General features: G+C 52.4%; 10 protein-coding genes. All 10 read right to left on the minus strand.

All coding sequences use genetic code 11. The features are described 5' to 3' along the window. Window positions 1-2337 (minus strand): pectate lyase, encoded by a 2337-nt coding sequence (pelA, locus tag J3B89_RS01480; RefSeq protein ID WP_215395741.1) that lies wholly within the window; start codon window positions 2335-2337, stop codon window positions 1-3. Further along, complete coding sequence (locus tag J3B89_RS01485; RefSeq protein WP_215395742.1) at window positions 2337-3950, minus strand: NADP-dependent glyceraldehyde-3-phosphate dehydrogenase; 1614 nt, start codon at window positions 3948-3950, stop codon at window positions 2337-2339. Before J3B89_RS01485 ends, pelA begins: the two co-directional genes overlap by 1 nt. A 472-nt stretch (window positions 3951-4422) precedes the next feature. Beyond that, on the minus strand, window positions 4423-5379 hold the full coding sequence (locus J3B89_RS01490; protein WP_215395743.1) for a sugar kinase: 957 nt from the start codon (window positions 5377-5379) through the stop codon (window positions 4423-4425). Window positions 5380-5389: 10 nt separating this feature from the next. Next, window positions 5390-6058 (minus strand): bifunctional 4-hydroxy-2-oxoglutarate aldolase/2-dehydro-3-deoxy-phosphogluconate aldolase, encoded by a 669-nt coding sequence (eda, locus tag J3B89_RS01495; protein ID WP_215395744.1) that lies wholly within the window; start codon window positions 6056-6058, stop codon window positions 5390-5392. Then, window positions 6058-7527 (minus strand): mannitol dehydrogenase family protein, encoded by a 1470-nt coding sequence (locus tag J3B89_RS01500; RefSeq protein ID WP_215395745.1) that lies wholly within the window; start codon window positions 7525-7527, stop codon window positions 6058-6060. Before J3B89_RS01500 ends, eda begins: the two co-directional genes overlap by 1 nt. A 153-nt stretch (window positions 7528-7680) precedes the next feature. After that, the gene (gene uxaC / locus J3B89_RS01505; protein WP_215395746.1) at window positions 7681-9105 is read right to left on the minus strand and encodes a glucuronate isomerase; all 1425 of its coding nucleotides are present in this window, start codon (window positions 9103-9105) and stop codon (window positions 7681-7683) included. A 55-nt stretch (window positions 9106-9160) separates the two neighbouring features. Next, window positions 9161-10717, minus strand: coding sequence for a UxaA family hydrolase (locus J3B89_RS01510; protein WP_215395747.1), 1557 nt, complete (start codon window positions 10715-10717; stop codon window positions 9161-9163). A gap of 207 nt (window positions 10718-10924) precedes the next feature. Further along, window positions 10925-12364, minus strand: coding sequence for a glycoside hydrolase family 28 protein (locus J3B89_RS01515; protein ID WP_215395748.1), 1440 nt, complete (start codon window positions 12362-12364; stop codon window positions 10925-10927). Between the two features lie 188 nt (window positions 12365-12552). After that, the gene (locus J3B89_RS01520; RefSeq protein WP_251372154.1) at window positions 12553-13587 is read right to left on the minus strand and encodes a LacI family DNA-binding transcriptional regulator; all 1035 of its coding nucleotides are present in this window, start codon (window positions 13585-13587) and stop codon (window positions 12553-12555) included. Between the two features lie 10 nt (window positions 13588-13597). Next, window positions 13598-14383 carry an IclR family transcriptional regulator gene (locus J3B89_RS01525; protein WP_215395750.1) on the minus strand — a complete coding sequence of 262 codons (786 nt, stop codon included), beginning with the start codon at window positions 14381-14383 and terminating at the stop codon, window positions 13598-13600. Window positions 14384-14399 lie beyond the last annotated feature (16 nt).

Consider the following 14399-nt stretch of genomic DNA (forward strand, 5'->3'; position numbering starts at 1 on the left):
TTAAGGTTCCTGTGGTTTACTGCTGATGGGTATAAAGCTGTCCAGCCAGGCGTTGATATTGTCTGTTGGCACCTGCAGTGGCCGGTACACCGGTTTAATTTGCGGATAGCCACCCACTTGCTGTTGGCTGTCGATAATACGGCCATCGCGGTTGAAATAACTTTGTACTATGCGCCGTTCAATAGCGTCGCGTTGCCAGTACCGCGCGCCGATAACCGGTAGCAACTGGCGTTCCAGCTCTTTTGCAGCCATAACACTGATGCCCTGTGGCCATACCGGTGCAGCAGTTAAACGCTTTATTACGCCCATAGCATCATACATAGGCTTATCGTCGAGGTTAAAGGTCAGGTTATCCTGCAGGTAAGCATCGCCATGATAAGACACCAGGGCTAAATCTGAATACGAATCGCGGCCATAGCGCAGCACATTGCCTATCACCGCCACCTGCGGGTTCTTTGGTGTAAAAGCGGTATGTGTCCATTCATTATCAATAAAACCCAGCTTCACAGCATTGGCGTCGGCGTTATAAATAATGTTATTGAGTACCACACCCGTAGTATGGGCTTTAAAGTACGGGTTACGCCGTGCATTGTGGGCAAACAGGTTACCGATAAAAGCAATGTGCTGGCTGAAATCATGTACCAGCGCGCCTTTGCTGTGCTTGCCTTTTATGTGGGTGGCATAATCCAGCGCTTCGGCCAGAATATTGTAGCGAAAAGTGATGTGCTTCGACGTTGCCTGCGGGCCTTTATCACGCGGACCTGACGCCGACACCAGCTCGTCAGTGGCCCAGCTGATAGAATTGTGCTCGATTAACACATTGCAGGCGTCTTTACCGGTGACGGCTATACCGTCGGTATCCCAACCCGCCCGCTTTGGCAAACCGGCATCGCCCGGGCGGATATGTAAATGCCGCACTATCACATCATGGCTGATAATACGCAGGCCGCCTTTAATCAGCGTAATGCCAGGTGCAGGGGCTGTTTCACCGGCGATGGTCAGGTACGGCTGGTTTATTTCCAGATTAGTACGCTCAAGATCTATCACCCCGGCCACTTCAAATACCACAATACGCGGCCCGCTTTGTGCCAGCGCAGCAGCCAGAGAGCCGGGCCCGTTGCGGTTCAGGTTGGTCACCTTTAGCACCACACCGCCTGCACCGCCGGGTGTATCCAGGCCAAAGTTACGGCAATGAGCGTCTGCGCCAGCCTGATCATATTCTGCCAAAAACTCTGCCGCCACGCTTTGATACCAGCCATAACCGCGCTGGCGCTCCAGCGATACCCGGCTGACATCGTTGTAGGTTTTGCCATCGCGGTCGAAAAATACCGGCTGACCGGTTTGTATGTCGTAAAACCTTGCCCACACTGCACTGCCGGGGCTGTCGGTTAATGCCAACCGGCCATCGGCGTCGCGGTAACGCGCTTTATCTTTTATTTGCTTTTCTCTCAACCAGTTGGCAGCATCTGCCAGGCTTTGCGCTACGCCGGGGTGATCCGGCGCATAACGTAGTAATAGCTGCAGCAGTTTTGCACTTTCGCTGCTAACCAGTGATGCCAGCTCATAGCTACGTGCCATTACCGGCTCACCGGTTAACGGATGATGCTGCGCGCCCCACACTGTGCGTTTGCCGTCAACTATCACCTGATTAGCCAGCAGCCAGTCCACAGCGCGATAAAAAGCGACTGCGGCCGCTGTTTTTGTGCTGTCGGCCAGCATAGCAAAGCGCGGTTCATTGGCCACCTGCCACAACAGTTGCATCAGTTGATACAGGGCGTTGTCATTCAGCGTTATGGCGTCATGATAACTACCACGTAGCGGGTAAGATTGCGGGAAGCCGCCATTGGGGTATTGCGCACTCAGCACCAGCGTAATACCCCGTTCTATGGCCTGAGCGATATCCTGTTGCAGTTGCGGTGTGGCTTGCGGGTAAAAATCAGCCAGCCAGTGTAATTGTGTACTGGTGGCGTCATTATCAAAGGTGGGTACGTAATTGGGTTCCGAGCCAAACTGCTGGCCCGGTTGCCTGGCGCTGCGCATATCAGTGCGCTTGCTCCAGCCACCGGACGGTGTTTGAAAACTTAGCACGGCCTGCACTTCTGCCGCGCTATTAATGCCGGTTAAACCAAACTCATTATGCTTTAATGCCGCTGTTGCCGGCCTGCCCTGCTGTTCGGCTGCCAGCGCTGCGGCATCCTGCTGTAGCAACTGTGCAGAATCTGCCAGATATTGCTGCCACTGTGCAGTGAGCTGCTGCCCCTGCCAGTAATTAGCACTGGCAGCTAAAGGCAGCAATAACCCCGCTGCCAGCAGTAACCAGCGTAGCCTGTGTAACATCAGAACAAAAAGTCCGTGGCTAAAAAGTGCGAACTGCGCATCTTTACCATCTGTTTAACGAAGTCGATATCGGCTTGCTGGTATTTGGCGGCTACCAGAGTGGGAGTAGAGAACTGCCGCAAGGCGTCTACCACCGACAGCGTGCCTTCGGCGGAGTCTTTGCGGCCGTTAAACGGAAAGCTGTCCGGCCCGCGCTGGCATTGACTGTTGATATTAATCCGGCCGACCTGATTAGCAAAAATATCCACCAGTTCACCCACTTGCTGCGGGTTCTGGCCAAAGATACTCAGCTGCTGGCCAAAGTTAGAGTTCACCACATAATCAATCACTTCGGCAATATCGTTATAGGGCACCACCGGTACCAGCGGGCCGAACTGCTCTTCGTTATACAGCCGCATACTGCTGTTTACCGGATATAACAGCGCCGGGGTAAACAAAGAGGCTACCGTTTCACCACCTCCCGGGTTTTGTAGCTTAGCGCCTTTACTTAGTGCATCTTCTAACAACTCTGCCAGAAACTGCGTTTTACCGGGCTCGGGCAACGGCGTTATCGCCACACCACTTTGCCACGGCATACCGGCTTTTAGCGCGCTAATAGCTGTTGCTAACTTGTCTACCAGTTCAGCAGCGCGGCTTTGCTGCACAAACAGAATTTTCAGCGCGGTACAACGCTGGCCGTTAAACGACAAACTACCGGCCACGCATTCCTTCACCGTGCGGTCCATATCGGCGTCGGGCAGAATAATCGCCGGATTTTTCGCATCCAGCCCCAGCACAGCGCGCAGCCGGTGTGGTTTGGGGTGCATACGCTTTAGATCACTGGCGCCTTTGTTGGTGCCAATAAAGGCAAACAGGTCAATTTTGCCGCTTTCCATCAGCGCACCGACGGTTTCACGGCCGCGGCCATAGATAATATTGATCACCCCGGCCGGAAAGCTGTGTAAAAACGCCTGCAGCAGCGGCTGAATAAGCAATACGCCATATTTCGCCGGTTTAAAGATCACGGTGTTACCCATGATCAGCGCCGGGATCAGCGTGGTAAAGGTTTCATTTAGCGGGTAGTTAAAGGGCCCCATACACAGCGCGACGCCTACCGGCACCCGGCGGATTTTGCCTAAACTGCCCTGTTCAATAATAAAGTGACTGGCGTCTCTGTCTTGCTGTTTTAACGCTTCGATGGTATCGCGGATATAGTCACAGGTGCGGTCAAACTCTTTCGCCGCATCGGGGTAGGTTTTGCCGATTTCCCACATTAACAGGCGGATCACTTCAGTGCGCTGCAGTTGCATTAAGCCAAGGAATTTCTCTACATGCTGAATACGTTCCAGCACTGCCATAGTTGGCCAGGCGCCACGGCCTAAATCATAAGCTTTTACCGCACTGTCGAGTGCTGTTAATGCAGTGTCAGCGTCCAATAACGGCGTATGGCCCAGCACTACTTGCTGCAGAGCATCGCCGTCACGTAGGTAAATTGGGCTCACCACCGGGCTTAATTCGCCCTGCCACTGCACCAACTCGCCGTTTAATAAATAGTCGCGCTGGGTTATTTCGCCTTTATGGGCAAACTCTGCCGGTATATCAGCCGCTTGCGGAAAAACTGTTGCTAAACTCATGCCTTGCTCCTTCTAACAAAATTGACTTGGTTGTTAGTCAGGGTCAGATGCGACGCTTGCCCGGCTTGGGCCGGATCTTTTATGTTGCTTTGTTCTGGTACCGTTGCTGGCTTCACAGTTAAGGGAACGCAAAGACGTCGTGAATACGTCCCTGTAGACTTACAAACTGCGTCCTGCAATTTGCCCTTCGGGTGGCTGTGCCATTCAAATTCGTTCCCTACGAATTTGTCTCTGCCGCATCCCTGCGGCAGACGCTTTGCTATACCCTTAACTGTTTCGCTTTGTTATTCCGGTGATACATCAATCGTTAGCTGTGCGCTTCGGGGTTCCAACCTGCTACGGTAGTGATGCCGGAAAAAACTAAGCAGACCGTCTCCCGCATGGATGCGGGAGAGGAGCCCCCACGGATGGGTTTACGGCGTGTCTGCGTGTTTTATTGCGGCGTCACCAACCACCGATACCGGCTAAATAATCACTTCACAAACAGCGAAGGCCGGTTCTGCGCCCAAAAGCCGTTAAAGTGATCCTTGCTGACAATAGCGCCGGTATGCTCAACGACAAAGCCCGCTAAGCGGGCAGCAAACTTCACTGCATGCTGCGGCGCTATACCACCTAAGCGCGCTGCCAGATAACCGCCGTTAAACGAATCGCCGGCTGCGGTGGTATCTACCACCTTCTTCACCGGGTGCGCCAGCGCTGTAAAACCCTGCTGCTGATAACGGCCGTTAATACCGTTTTTGCCATCTTTAACAATAATTTCCGCCACACCCAGCTCCGTCAGCTGCGCTACCACATCATTGGTGGTTTGCGCATCAAACAATACGCGATGGTCATCCAGGCCAGGCAGCGCCATATCAGCCAGGCTATAGGCCTGAATAAAAGCGGCTTTGGCCGCTTCAGCATTCGGCCACAGCGCCGGGCGGTAATTCGGGTCGAACACTATCTGGCTGCCATCGGCTTTTAACCGGCTGACCAGCTCGAATAACTGTGCTCTGTCGGCTTCAGATAAAATCGCCAGCGTAATACCGGAGAAATAAAACATATCGCAGCCTTTAATGGCGTTGTAGTTCAACTGCGCATTAAAACACTGCAACACCTGCTTAGCTGCCGAGCTGTCGCGCCAGTAGACAAAACTGCGTTCGCCAAAAGCATCGGTATTAATCATATACAAGCCTGGCCGGGCGGTTTTAGTACGCAGCATCAGGCTGGTGTCTATTTTTTCCCGCTCCACCGCCCGTACCAGTTTGTCGCTGATAAGGTCGGTACCCACTGCAGTAAAAAACTGCACATCAACCGGGTTTTCACAAGTGCGCTTTAAATACACCGCAGTATTAAACACATCACCGGCAAAATTCTGGTGATACACATTGTCTACCAGCTGATACAGCTCGACCATGCACTCACCCATAATGACAATACGTTTGCTCATGCCATGCTCCTTAAGCTGCGGTTTTTATCTGTTTGGCAATAGCGGTTGCTTCAGCAGCCAGTGCGGTGATCTGGCTCCACTGCTGTGCTTTCACCAAATTAGCCGGGGTTAGCCAGGAGCCGCCCACCACAAATACATTTTTCAGCGCTAAAAACTCGGCCAGATTATGCTGACCAATACCACCGGTAGGGCAAAACTTTACTTGCTGGAATACACCGCTAAGGGCCTTTAGCATTTCAATGCCGCCGGATAAATGCGCCGGGAAAAACTTCACCTCGCGCAAACCGTATTCATACGCCATGGCAATTTCTGACGGTGTGGCTACGCCGGGCGCCAGTGGCAGGCCGGTAGCAATCATCGCTTCCAAAAGCTTTGGTGTGCTGGCCGGGCTAACCAGAAACTGCGCGCCGGCATCTTTACAGGCATTGGCATCTGCCGCTGACAATATAGTACCGGCGCCCACTAACAAATCCGGCAAAGCAGTACGAATAGCAGTAATGGCGGCTAAAGCCTGCCGGGTGCGCAGCACCACTTCGACCGAGCCTACACCGCCGTCCTGCAAGGCTTTGGCAATGGCGACAGCTTCATGCGGCGTGTCGGCCTGAATAATGGGTAATAATGCCGGCCCCTTAATTACAGGGGATAGCAAAGACGACAATAAAGGAGGTAAAGACGACATTAAGCAACTCCTGTAAAAGCTTCCAGCGCTGCGGCCGGTTGAGAAACCAGTTGATGATAAGCAGCATGCACTGCACCAAAAAATACTTTGTTCAAACTTAGCTGCGCTGGGAACACCGCATCGAGGGCTAAAAACAGCGCCACGTCGGTATCGGCATTGCCACTGCACTGTGCTGCCACAGCCAGTAGCTGCTCTGCCAGCGGGTCAACCAGTTTTTCGTTATCGCTATAACGCTTAACAATAAACCGGCACCAGGCGGCGATGGCAAACGCCAGTTTGTCGATCGCTTTACCGGCGGCTAAGTTGTCACTGATGACGGGCAGTATGCGCATCGGTAGCTTTTGCGAGCCGTCCCAGGCAATTTGCGCCAGCAAATGACGGATAGCCGGGTTACGAAACCGCGCCAGTATATCCTCACTGTACTGGTTAATATCCAGCTCGGCCGGGGCTTTGAACGACGGCATAATTTCAGTAGTGATCATTTGCTGAATAAACTGTGTCAGCACTTTATCCTGCATGGCATCAAATACCGTTTCGTAGCCCAGCAAGCAGCCTACATAGGCCAGTGTAGAATGCGGTGCGTTAAGTAAACGCAGTTTGGCTTTTTCAAAGGCAGTGACGTCCTGGGCGTAAATCACCCCGGCTTGCTGCCAGGCTGGCCGGTCGGCCGGTAAAATATCTTCGATAACCCACTGTACAAAGGCCTCGCGCTTAATCGGCCAGTTATCCTGCACACCCAATACTCCCGCAACCTGAGCTTTAATCGCCTCGTCGGTGGCCGGGGTAATGCTGTCGACCATAGTGCAGGGGCTGATCAGTTGCTGGCTGAGCCAGTTAGCGATAGTCGGGTCTTTTTGCTCCGCAAAGGCAATCAGTGCATTACGCAGCTTATGGCCGTTGTCGGTAAGGTTATCGCAGCTAATCACACAAAACGGGGCGATATTGGCCTGGTACCGCGCCGCCAGTGCGGTAAATAGCAAGCCAATGGCGGTTATTGGCTGGCCGCTGCCGGTTAAATCCTGCTGAATCTGGCTGTGGTTTAAGTCCAGCTTGCCGCTGCCGTTTAAGCAGTAACCTTTTTCGGTAATGGTCATAGTAACGTATTTGGTGCTGGCGGCCGTTAAGCGCGCTAATACCTGGCTATACTGCTCGCTGGCGATCAGCACTTCCTGCACCGAGCCGATAACCTGATAGCTTTGCACGGCATCCAGCACGGCCAGCGTATATAAACCATCTTGCGGTGATAATGCCTGGCTGACATCGGGTGAGCGCATTGATACGGCGCTGATGGCCCAATCGCCGCCAAATTGCAGGGCCTGTTCGGTATACCAGGCCTGATGGCCGCGGAAAAAGGCGCCGGGGCCTAAATGCACTATGCCGATTTGCGGCTTTTGCTCTGCCAGCCGGTAGGCCGGAATTGGCAGCTTGCCGTTTAGACTCGCCAGAGTCTGATTACTGAGATGTGCCATTTATGATTCCTGCTATTTTCTGCAGTGTAGGCTTGGGCAGTTTGTTACACGCAGAGACGTCGTAAATACATCCTTGTAGACTCCTCTCCAGCATCCCTGCTGGAGACGCTCTGCTTAGTAACAATCTGCCCCGCTGTTAGATTACGCTTAGCATCATTTCAACTGATACGCTTTTTTTACCAGGCCATAGGTCAGCTCGTAGGCTAACTCGCCGGCTTCTTCTTCGGTTAACCGGTGCTCGGCCACTAAACCTGCCAGGAAGCGGCAGTCGATGCGCCTTGCTACGTCGTGCCGCGCCGGGATAGACAAAAATGCCCGCGTATCGTCGTTAAACCCCACAGTGTTATAAAAACCGGCGGTTTCGGTTACCTGGTGGCGGAAACGCAACATGCCTTCCGGGCTGTCATGGAACCACCAGGCCGGGCCGAGTTTTAATGCCGGGTAATGACCTGCCAGCGGCGCCAGTTCACGGGCATAAGTGGTTTCGTCCAGTGTAAACAGAATGATGTTTAAGCTGGCTTCGTTGCCGTATTTCTGCAGTAAAGGCTTAAGGGCCTGCACGTATTCAGTCGGGCTGGGAATATCGGCGCCTTTATCGGCACCAAAACGCTCAAAAATCACCTGGTTGTGGTTACGGTGCGCACCGGGGTGAATTTGCATCGTCATGCCATCTTCCAGGCTCATGCCGGCCATTTCGGTCAGCATCTGGCCGCGAAACAGTTCGGTTTCAGCAAGTGTGGCTTTACCGCTTAAGCAGCGTTGGAATAGCGCGGCGGCATCTTTCATGGCTAAGTCTGCGGTAATGGCGGTTGGGTGGCCGTGATCGGTGGCCGTAGCACCATGCTCACGGAATACAGCGCGGCGTTTACGCAGTGCGGCCAGATAACCCTGCCAGCTTTTCGTATCTTCACCGGTAATTTCGCCTAATTTAGCCACGTTAGCAGCAAAATCAGCGCGGTCGGCATCTACCACATCGTCGGGGCGAAAGGTGGTAATCACCCGGGTTTCAAAGCCGCTGCCTTTTAATTTGGCATGGTGTTTTAAATCGTTCAGTGCGCCTTCGGTAGTAGCAATTAGCTCGATATTAAAACGCTCTAACAGCGCCCGCGGTTTAAATTCCGGTTTTGCCAGTTGGGCGTTAATGCTGTCGTAGTAATGATCTGCGGTTTCTTCACCCAGGGTTTCAGTTAAACCGAATACGTCGTGAAATACCGTGTCGAGCCAAATGCGTGATGGTGTGCCACGAAACAGATAATAATGCCTGGCAAAAATATGGAAGATTTTGCGGTAATCACTTTCCACCACAGCACCGTCTTTACGACGGATGCCAAGCTCTTCCAGTTTAATACCCTGGCTGTATAACATACGAAACACATAGTGATCCGGCAGCAACAATAAGGCGGTGGCATTGTCCCAGTTGACGTCTTCTGCAAACCAACGTGGATCGGTATGGCCGTGCGGGCTAACGATAGGCAAGTCTTTAATTTGCTGATATAAACGCCGGGCGATATCGCGCACCACCGGATCTGACGGAAATAAGCGGTCCGGGTGCAGTTCTAAGCGACGACTCTGTGCCATGTTCAAGTCCTGTTATAAAAAGTGGTTAAATGTAATATTGCTTTAATTTCACGCATCAGAGCGTCACGCCGTTTTTCCAGATGGCAATTTCGCGGTTATCTGATTGCTCATTGCGCGTAGCTTTGCCTGAGGCGACATCGATCAGATAACGGAAAAAGTCATGGCTGAACTGCCCGGCGTCCTGGCCTTTTTTCAGCAGGCCGCCGGCATCAAAATCAATCCACTGCGGCTTGCGTGCAGCCAGAGAGGAATTCGACGAAATTTTTACTGTCGGTGCAGGAAAGCCCAGTGGTGTGCCCCGGCCGGTGGTAAACAGCAGTAAGGTAGCGCCAGCTGCTGTTAAGGCGGTGGATGACACCGCGTCGTTACCCGGCCCTTCAAGCAGGGTTAGGCCACTTTGGCTGGCCATATCGCCATAGCGGATCACCTGGTTTACTACCGCAGAGCCACCTTTTTGAATAGCGCCAAGCGATTTTTCTTCCAGTGTGGTTAAGCCGCCATCTTTATTGCCGGGGCTCGGGTTTTCATACACCGGCTGTTTGTTGTCAATAAAGTACTGTTTAAAATCATTCACCAGGGTAACGATATCGCCAAACACCTGCTCGTTTTGCGCCCGGGCCATAAATACCTGTTCAGCACCAAACATTTCCGGGGTTTCGGTCAGTACCACCTTGCCGTTAGCGGCCGCGACTAAATCAGCAATCCGGCCCACCAACGGGTTAGCGGTTAAACCGCTTAAACCATCAGAACCACCGCATTTCATACCCACAACCAGATCAGCTACCGGGCACGGTGTGCGTTTATCATCGCGCATTTTTGCTACCAGCTCTTCCACTGCTGCCAAACCTTGCTCTATTTCATCTTCCACCTGTTGGGCATTAAATGAGCGGATGCGGCTTAAATCAACGCCCGGGCTTGCGGCCAGTAACTTACTTAGCTGATTGTTTTCACAGCCTAAACCCATTACCAGCACACCACCGGCATTGGGGTGTTGAATAAGCCCGGCCAGTAAACGGCGGGTGTGATCTAAATCATCGCCCAGTTGCGAGCAGCCAAACGGATGGGTAAAGGCATAAATACCGTCGATATCATCGCCATACTGTTTACGCGCCTGTTCGGCTACCCGCATCGCGGCGCGGTTAACACAGCCAACGGTGTTGATAATCCACAGCTCATTGCGCGTTCCCACTTTGCCATTGGCACGGCGGTAGCCCATAAATTCTGTTGGTAAACCGGCCGGAAACACCAACGGCTGTGCCTGACAACCGTTGTAACGATAATCAACCTGGCCGCTGAGTTTAGTTGCCAGGTTGTGCGAGTGAATATGCTCACCGGCTTTAATATCCGTTGTCGCCGCACCTATGGCAAAGCCGTATTTAATGACACTCTCGCCTTTGGCGATGTCAACCAGCGCCACTTTGTGCCCGGCCGGTACGGCCTGCTGTGCAGTTAACTGCGCAAACGGCTCTGGCAGCGCCGCGCCCTGCGCTAATGGTTGCAATGCCACTACTACGTTGTCGCGCGGATGTACCTGCAACACCTGTAATTGCTCGCCGATATCTGCCGGTGTATCCAGTCTGGTACTGCAACCGGTTTTTTGCTCTGTGCTCATGTTCAGCCTTCCTGCACCTTGTCTAGCGGTGGCAAACTGTGATTAAAAAAACGCGTCTGACTATTGTGTTTTGCTCGAACCGACTTGCCCACACCAACACGCCGTAAATACATCCCTGTAGGCTCGATTCAGGCATCCATGCCTTCAACGGTTGGTTTAGGGCAAGTCGATTCTCCCCTCTCAGCACCGCAGTACTTCAGGTAAAAGCTATAGCTGCAGCGCCTCACCATTTAAGGTTAGATCGAACTGATCAATCTGCGCCACATTCTCCAGCACGCCTATGCTGGCGGTCTGGTTAAACTGCACATGATGCAAACTGACACCGCTGATCGGCGCCCGCTCAAAACCACGCAGCAAAAACGCCCGCTGGGCTTTTTGCACGCGTAAATTGCTGATATGCAAATTCTTTACCTGCGGCAGGTGTTGGCCTGCATCACCTTCTTCGTAGAAGAAGTTAATCACGATAGCGTCTTTTACTTCACCGATATCAATATCGCGGATATAGATATTTTCAATCAGGCCGCCACGTACCGAGTTGGTTTTAATACGAATGCCGCGCTCTAAATCCGGGCTGCTCATCCGGCAGCGGCGGGCGAAAATATTACGCGCCCCACCGGAAATCTCACTGCCCAATACCACACCACCGTGGCCGGCACGCATCATACAATCCTGGATCACCACATTTTGTACCGGCGTTGCCAGGCGGCGGCCGTCGTTATTACGGCCGGATTTCAGTGCAATGCAGTCATCACCGGTATCAAACAAACAGTTTTCAATTAATACCCGGTTGCTGGACTCCGGGTTGCAACCATCGGAATTCGGCCCGTGGCTAACGCAGTTAACGCCGCGCACTATCACATCTTCTGACAGCACCGGGTTAATCAGCCAAAATGGTGAGTTACGAATGGTAATGCCTTCAATTAATACCCGTTTACAGCGGTATGGCTGAATAAACGGCGGCCGTAAGTAATTTTGCGCAAACACACGCTCGGCTACCGGCACACCGGCTTCGGCCATGTCAAACAGCGGCGTACGGGTGTTAGCTTGATCAGTTTTCGCGTCAAGCTGCCATGGGGTATGTTTCCATTTACCTTTCCACGGCCACCACTGCGTATTACTGCCATTACCTTCCAGAATACCTTCGCCGGTTACAGCGATGTTTTCCTGCTCGAAGGCATAAATCAGTGGCGAATAGCCCATTAACTCTACACCTTCCCAACGGGTAAACACTGCAGGCAGGTAACGCTCTGGTTCAGGGTAAAACGATAATACGGCATCTTTTTGCAAGTGCAGGTTAACGTTAGATTTTAAATGCACCGGCCCGGTGTTAAAACGCCCGGCGGGTACCACTACACGGCCACCACCTGCAGCAGCGCAGGCGGCAATGGCAGCTTTGATAGCGTCACTGCTATCAATGCCAACTTTGGCACCAAATTCGGTAATAACAAAATCACTTTTGGCAAAGGTAGTAGGTGCAATAGCAGCAATAATGGCATCGGCTTGTTGCCAAAGCACAGCGTCGGCAGCATCACTGGAAGAGGTTGCAACAGCAGACACAGACGAGCAGCCGTTTAATGACCATAAAGATAAGCCGACACCTGCCAGGCCTAAGGTTTTTAAATGTTGTCGTTTTTGTCTGTCTGTCATTAGTAACCTCTTTTTTTGGTGGCCACCGTTATTACAGTTACCGGCGCCTTTACCTTAATTTTTCAACTGAAGTAAGTTGGTTGCTGATACTATAATAACCAATTTGCCACCGGTGGCAAGTGAATCGGCATTTTTTTTGCCAGCGGTAGCAAAAAAGTTTGTCTGATTTAAAACCTGAATAAAACCGCTTAGTCGCTGCTACCGGCTACTCTGGCTGTTGACTCACGCACTACCAGAGTTGGCGCCACTTTTGCTGCAACGTTAGAGGCCGCTTTGTCGTTGTTTTCTATCGACATAATCAGCTTACTGGTAGCCAGTAGCGCCATTTGCCGCACCGGCCTTTTTATGGTGGTTAATGCCGGTATCACCCGCGAGGCCAGCATATTGTCATCAAAACCGGCTACCGATAACTGCTCCGGCACTTTAATCCCCAGGCTGTGTGCTACCTTTAATACCCCGGCGGCCATCTGGTCATTATTGGCAAAAATAGCAGTGGGCTTTTCTTCTGCCTGCAGCAGCTGGCGCGCACATTCAATACCGGTTTCGTAGGTATTATTACCTTCAATAATCCAGTCTGGCTGCAGTTTAATGCCATAGGCCGATAGCCCGAGCTGAAAGCCTTCCATCCGCTCGGTTGACGATTTATAACGCTGCGGCCCGCTGATAAAGGCAATATGCTCATGCCCCAACTGAGCAAAATAACGCGCCATTTCAGCAGCTGCAGCTCTGTCGTCTGACACGACTATGTGTTTGGCTTCATCCAACGCCACAGAGCTTAAACGTACATAAGCACTACCCGACTCTTTTAACGCCTGCGCCAGCGTTTCAGATTCCGACACCGGCGGCAATACGATAACGCCATCGAGTTTTGAGCGCTGCATAAAACGCAGGCAGTCCTGCAGCAGCGTTTCACTGCGATAGCGGCACGGATGTACTACCAGTTCGTAGCCCAGATTAGAACATACTTCCAGCACACCACGTTGTACGTCATCCAGATAAAGCGCATCGGGGTTGTCGTAAATAAGGCCAAGCAGGTATGAACGGCTGGATGCCAGCCCCCGCGCCTGGGTATTAGGCGAATATTTTAACTCGCTGATGACCTTTTCTACCCGGGTGCGGGTAGTGTCACCGACACTAAGCGAACCGTTAATAACCCGTGATACCGTGCGTTTGGATACACCGGCAATACGGGCAACATCATTTATCGTGGCTTGTTTTTGCATAAGTCTCATCTTATTGACCACGCGCACTGTTAGCGACCAGTTGCGGCCTGTAAGTACAAAGTGCGATATCGATCGCTGTTTGCTTTACGCTGGCGATTAGATCGGTTGGGGCTTTTTTGGCAAACAACACCAGTGGCCCGGTAACACCGACAGCAGCCACTACCACCCCCTGGCTGTCGCGGATTGGTACCGCCAGACAGCGCACGTCGTCATGGTATTCCATATCGTCGCTAGCATAACCGCGTGCCAGTATCCGCTGCAACTCTGTTGTTAATTCATTTGGCTGCACCAGACTGTGCGAAGTGCGCCGCTTAAACAACCCGGCTTCGGCTAATGCCGTTAACCTGTCAAAATGATGAAATGCCAAAAACACTTTACCCGCAGCAGAGCAGTTAAAATCGGCTATGGTACCCGGCCTTGCGGCTAAACGTTGCGGATTAGGGCTATCGCACACTTCTACCAGCAAAGCGCCTTTGGCATGTGGTAATGCCAGATGGCAGCTTAAACCGGTAGTTAGCGCCAGTTGCTGCAGCATGGGTAAGGCTTGTTGCTGCAGGCGCTGCGAACTTAATAAACTCAGGCCCATTTTAAACAACTGCGCCCCCACCAGATAGCGCTTGCCGTGTTTTTCCAGCACCTGCTCCTGGCACAGGGTTTGTAAAATGCGAAACGCCGTGGTGCGGGGTACCGCTAAACGCTGTTCCAGCTCGGTTAAACTCAGGCCCTGGTCCGACTCTGTCACCAGTGACAGAATGCGGCAGGCGTTGGCCAGATTGGGGATCACGTAGCTTACCATCGGTTAACTCCTGAGT

The organism is Rheinheimera oceanensis, assembly GCF_018831085.1.
GTDB classification, from domain to species: domain Bacteria; phylum Pseudomonadota; class Gammaproteobacteria; order Enterobacterales; family Alteromonadaceae; genus Alishewanella; species Alishewanella oceanensis.

What these genes read in the sequence shown, in the direction of transcription:
- J3B89_RS01515 (WP_215395748.1), bottom strand. Translation starts at nt 12,364, where the DNA reads ATGACAGACAGACAAAAACGACAACATTTAAAAACCTTAGGCCTGGCA.
- J3B89_RS01520 (WP_251372154.1), bottom strand. Translation starts at nt 13,587, where the DNA reads ATGCAAAAACAAGCCACGATAAATGATGTTGCCCGTATTGCCGGTGTA.
- J3B89_RS01500 (WP_215395745.1), bottom strand. Translation starts at nt 7,527, where the DNA reads ATGGCACATCTCAGTAATCAGACTCTGGCGAGTCTAAACGGCAAGCTG.
- pelA (WP_215395741.1), bottom strand. Translation starts at nt 2,337, where the DNA reads ATGTTACACAGGCTACGCTGGTTACTGCTGGCAGCGGGGTTATTGCTG.
- eda (WP_215395744.1), bottom strand. Translation starts at nt 6,058, where the DNA reads ATGTCGTCTTTACCTCCTTTATTGTCGTCTTTGCTATCCCCTGTAATT.
- J3B89_RS01490 (WP_215395743.1), bottom strand. Translation starts at nt 5,379, where the DNA reads ATGAGCAAACGTATTGTCATTATGGGTGAGTGCATGGTCGAGCTGTAT.
- J3B89_RS01485 (WP_215395742.1), bottom strand. Translation starts at nt 3,950, where the DNA reads ATGAGTTTAGCAACAGTTTTTCCGCAAGCGGCTGATATACCGGCAGAG.
- uxaC (WP_215395746.1), bottom strand. Translation starts at nt 9,105, where the DNA reads ATGGCACAGAGTCGTCGCTTAGAACTGCACCCGGACCGCTTATTTCCG.
- J3B89_RS01525 (WP_215395750.1), bottom strand. Translation starts at nt 14,383, where the DNA reads ATGGTAAGCTACGTGATCCCCAATCTGGCCAACGCCTGCCGCATTCTG.
- J3B89_RS01510 (WP_215395747.1), bottom strand. Translation starts at nt 10,717, where the DNA reads ATGAGCACAGAGCAAAAAACCGGTTGCAGTACCAGACTGGATACACCG.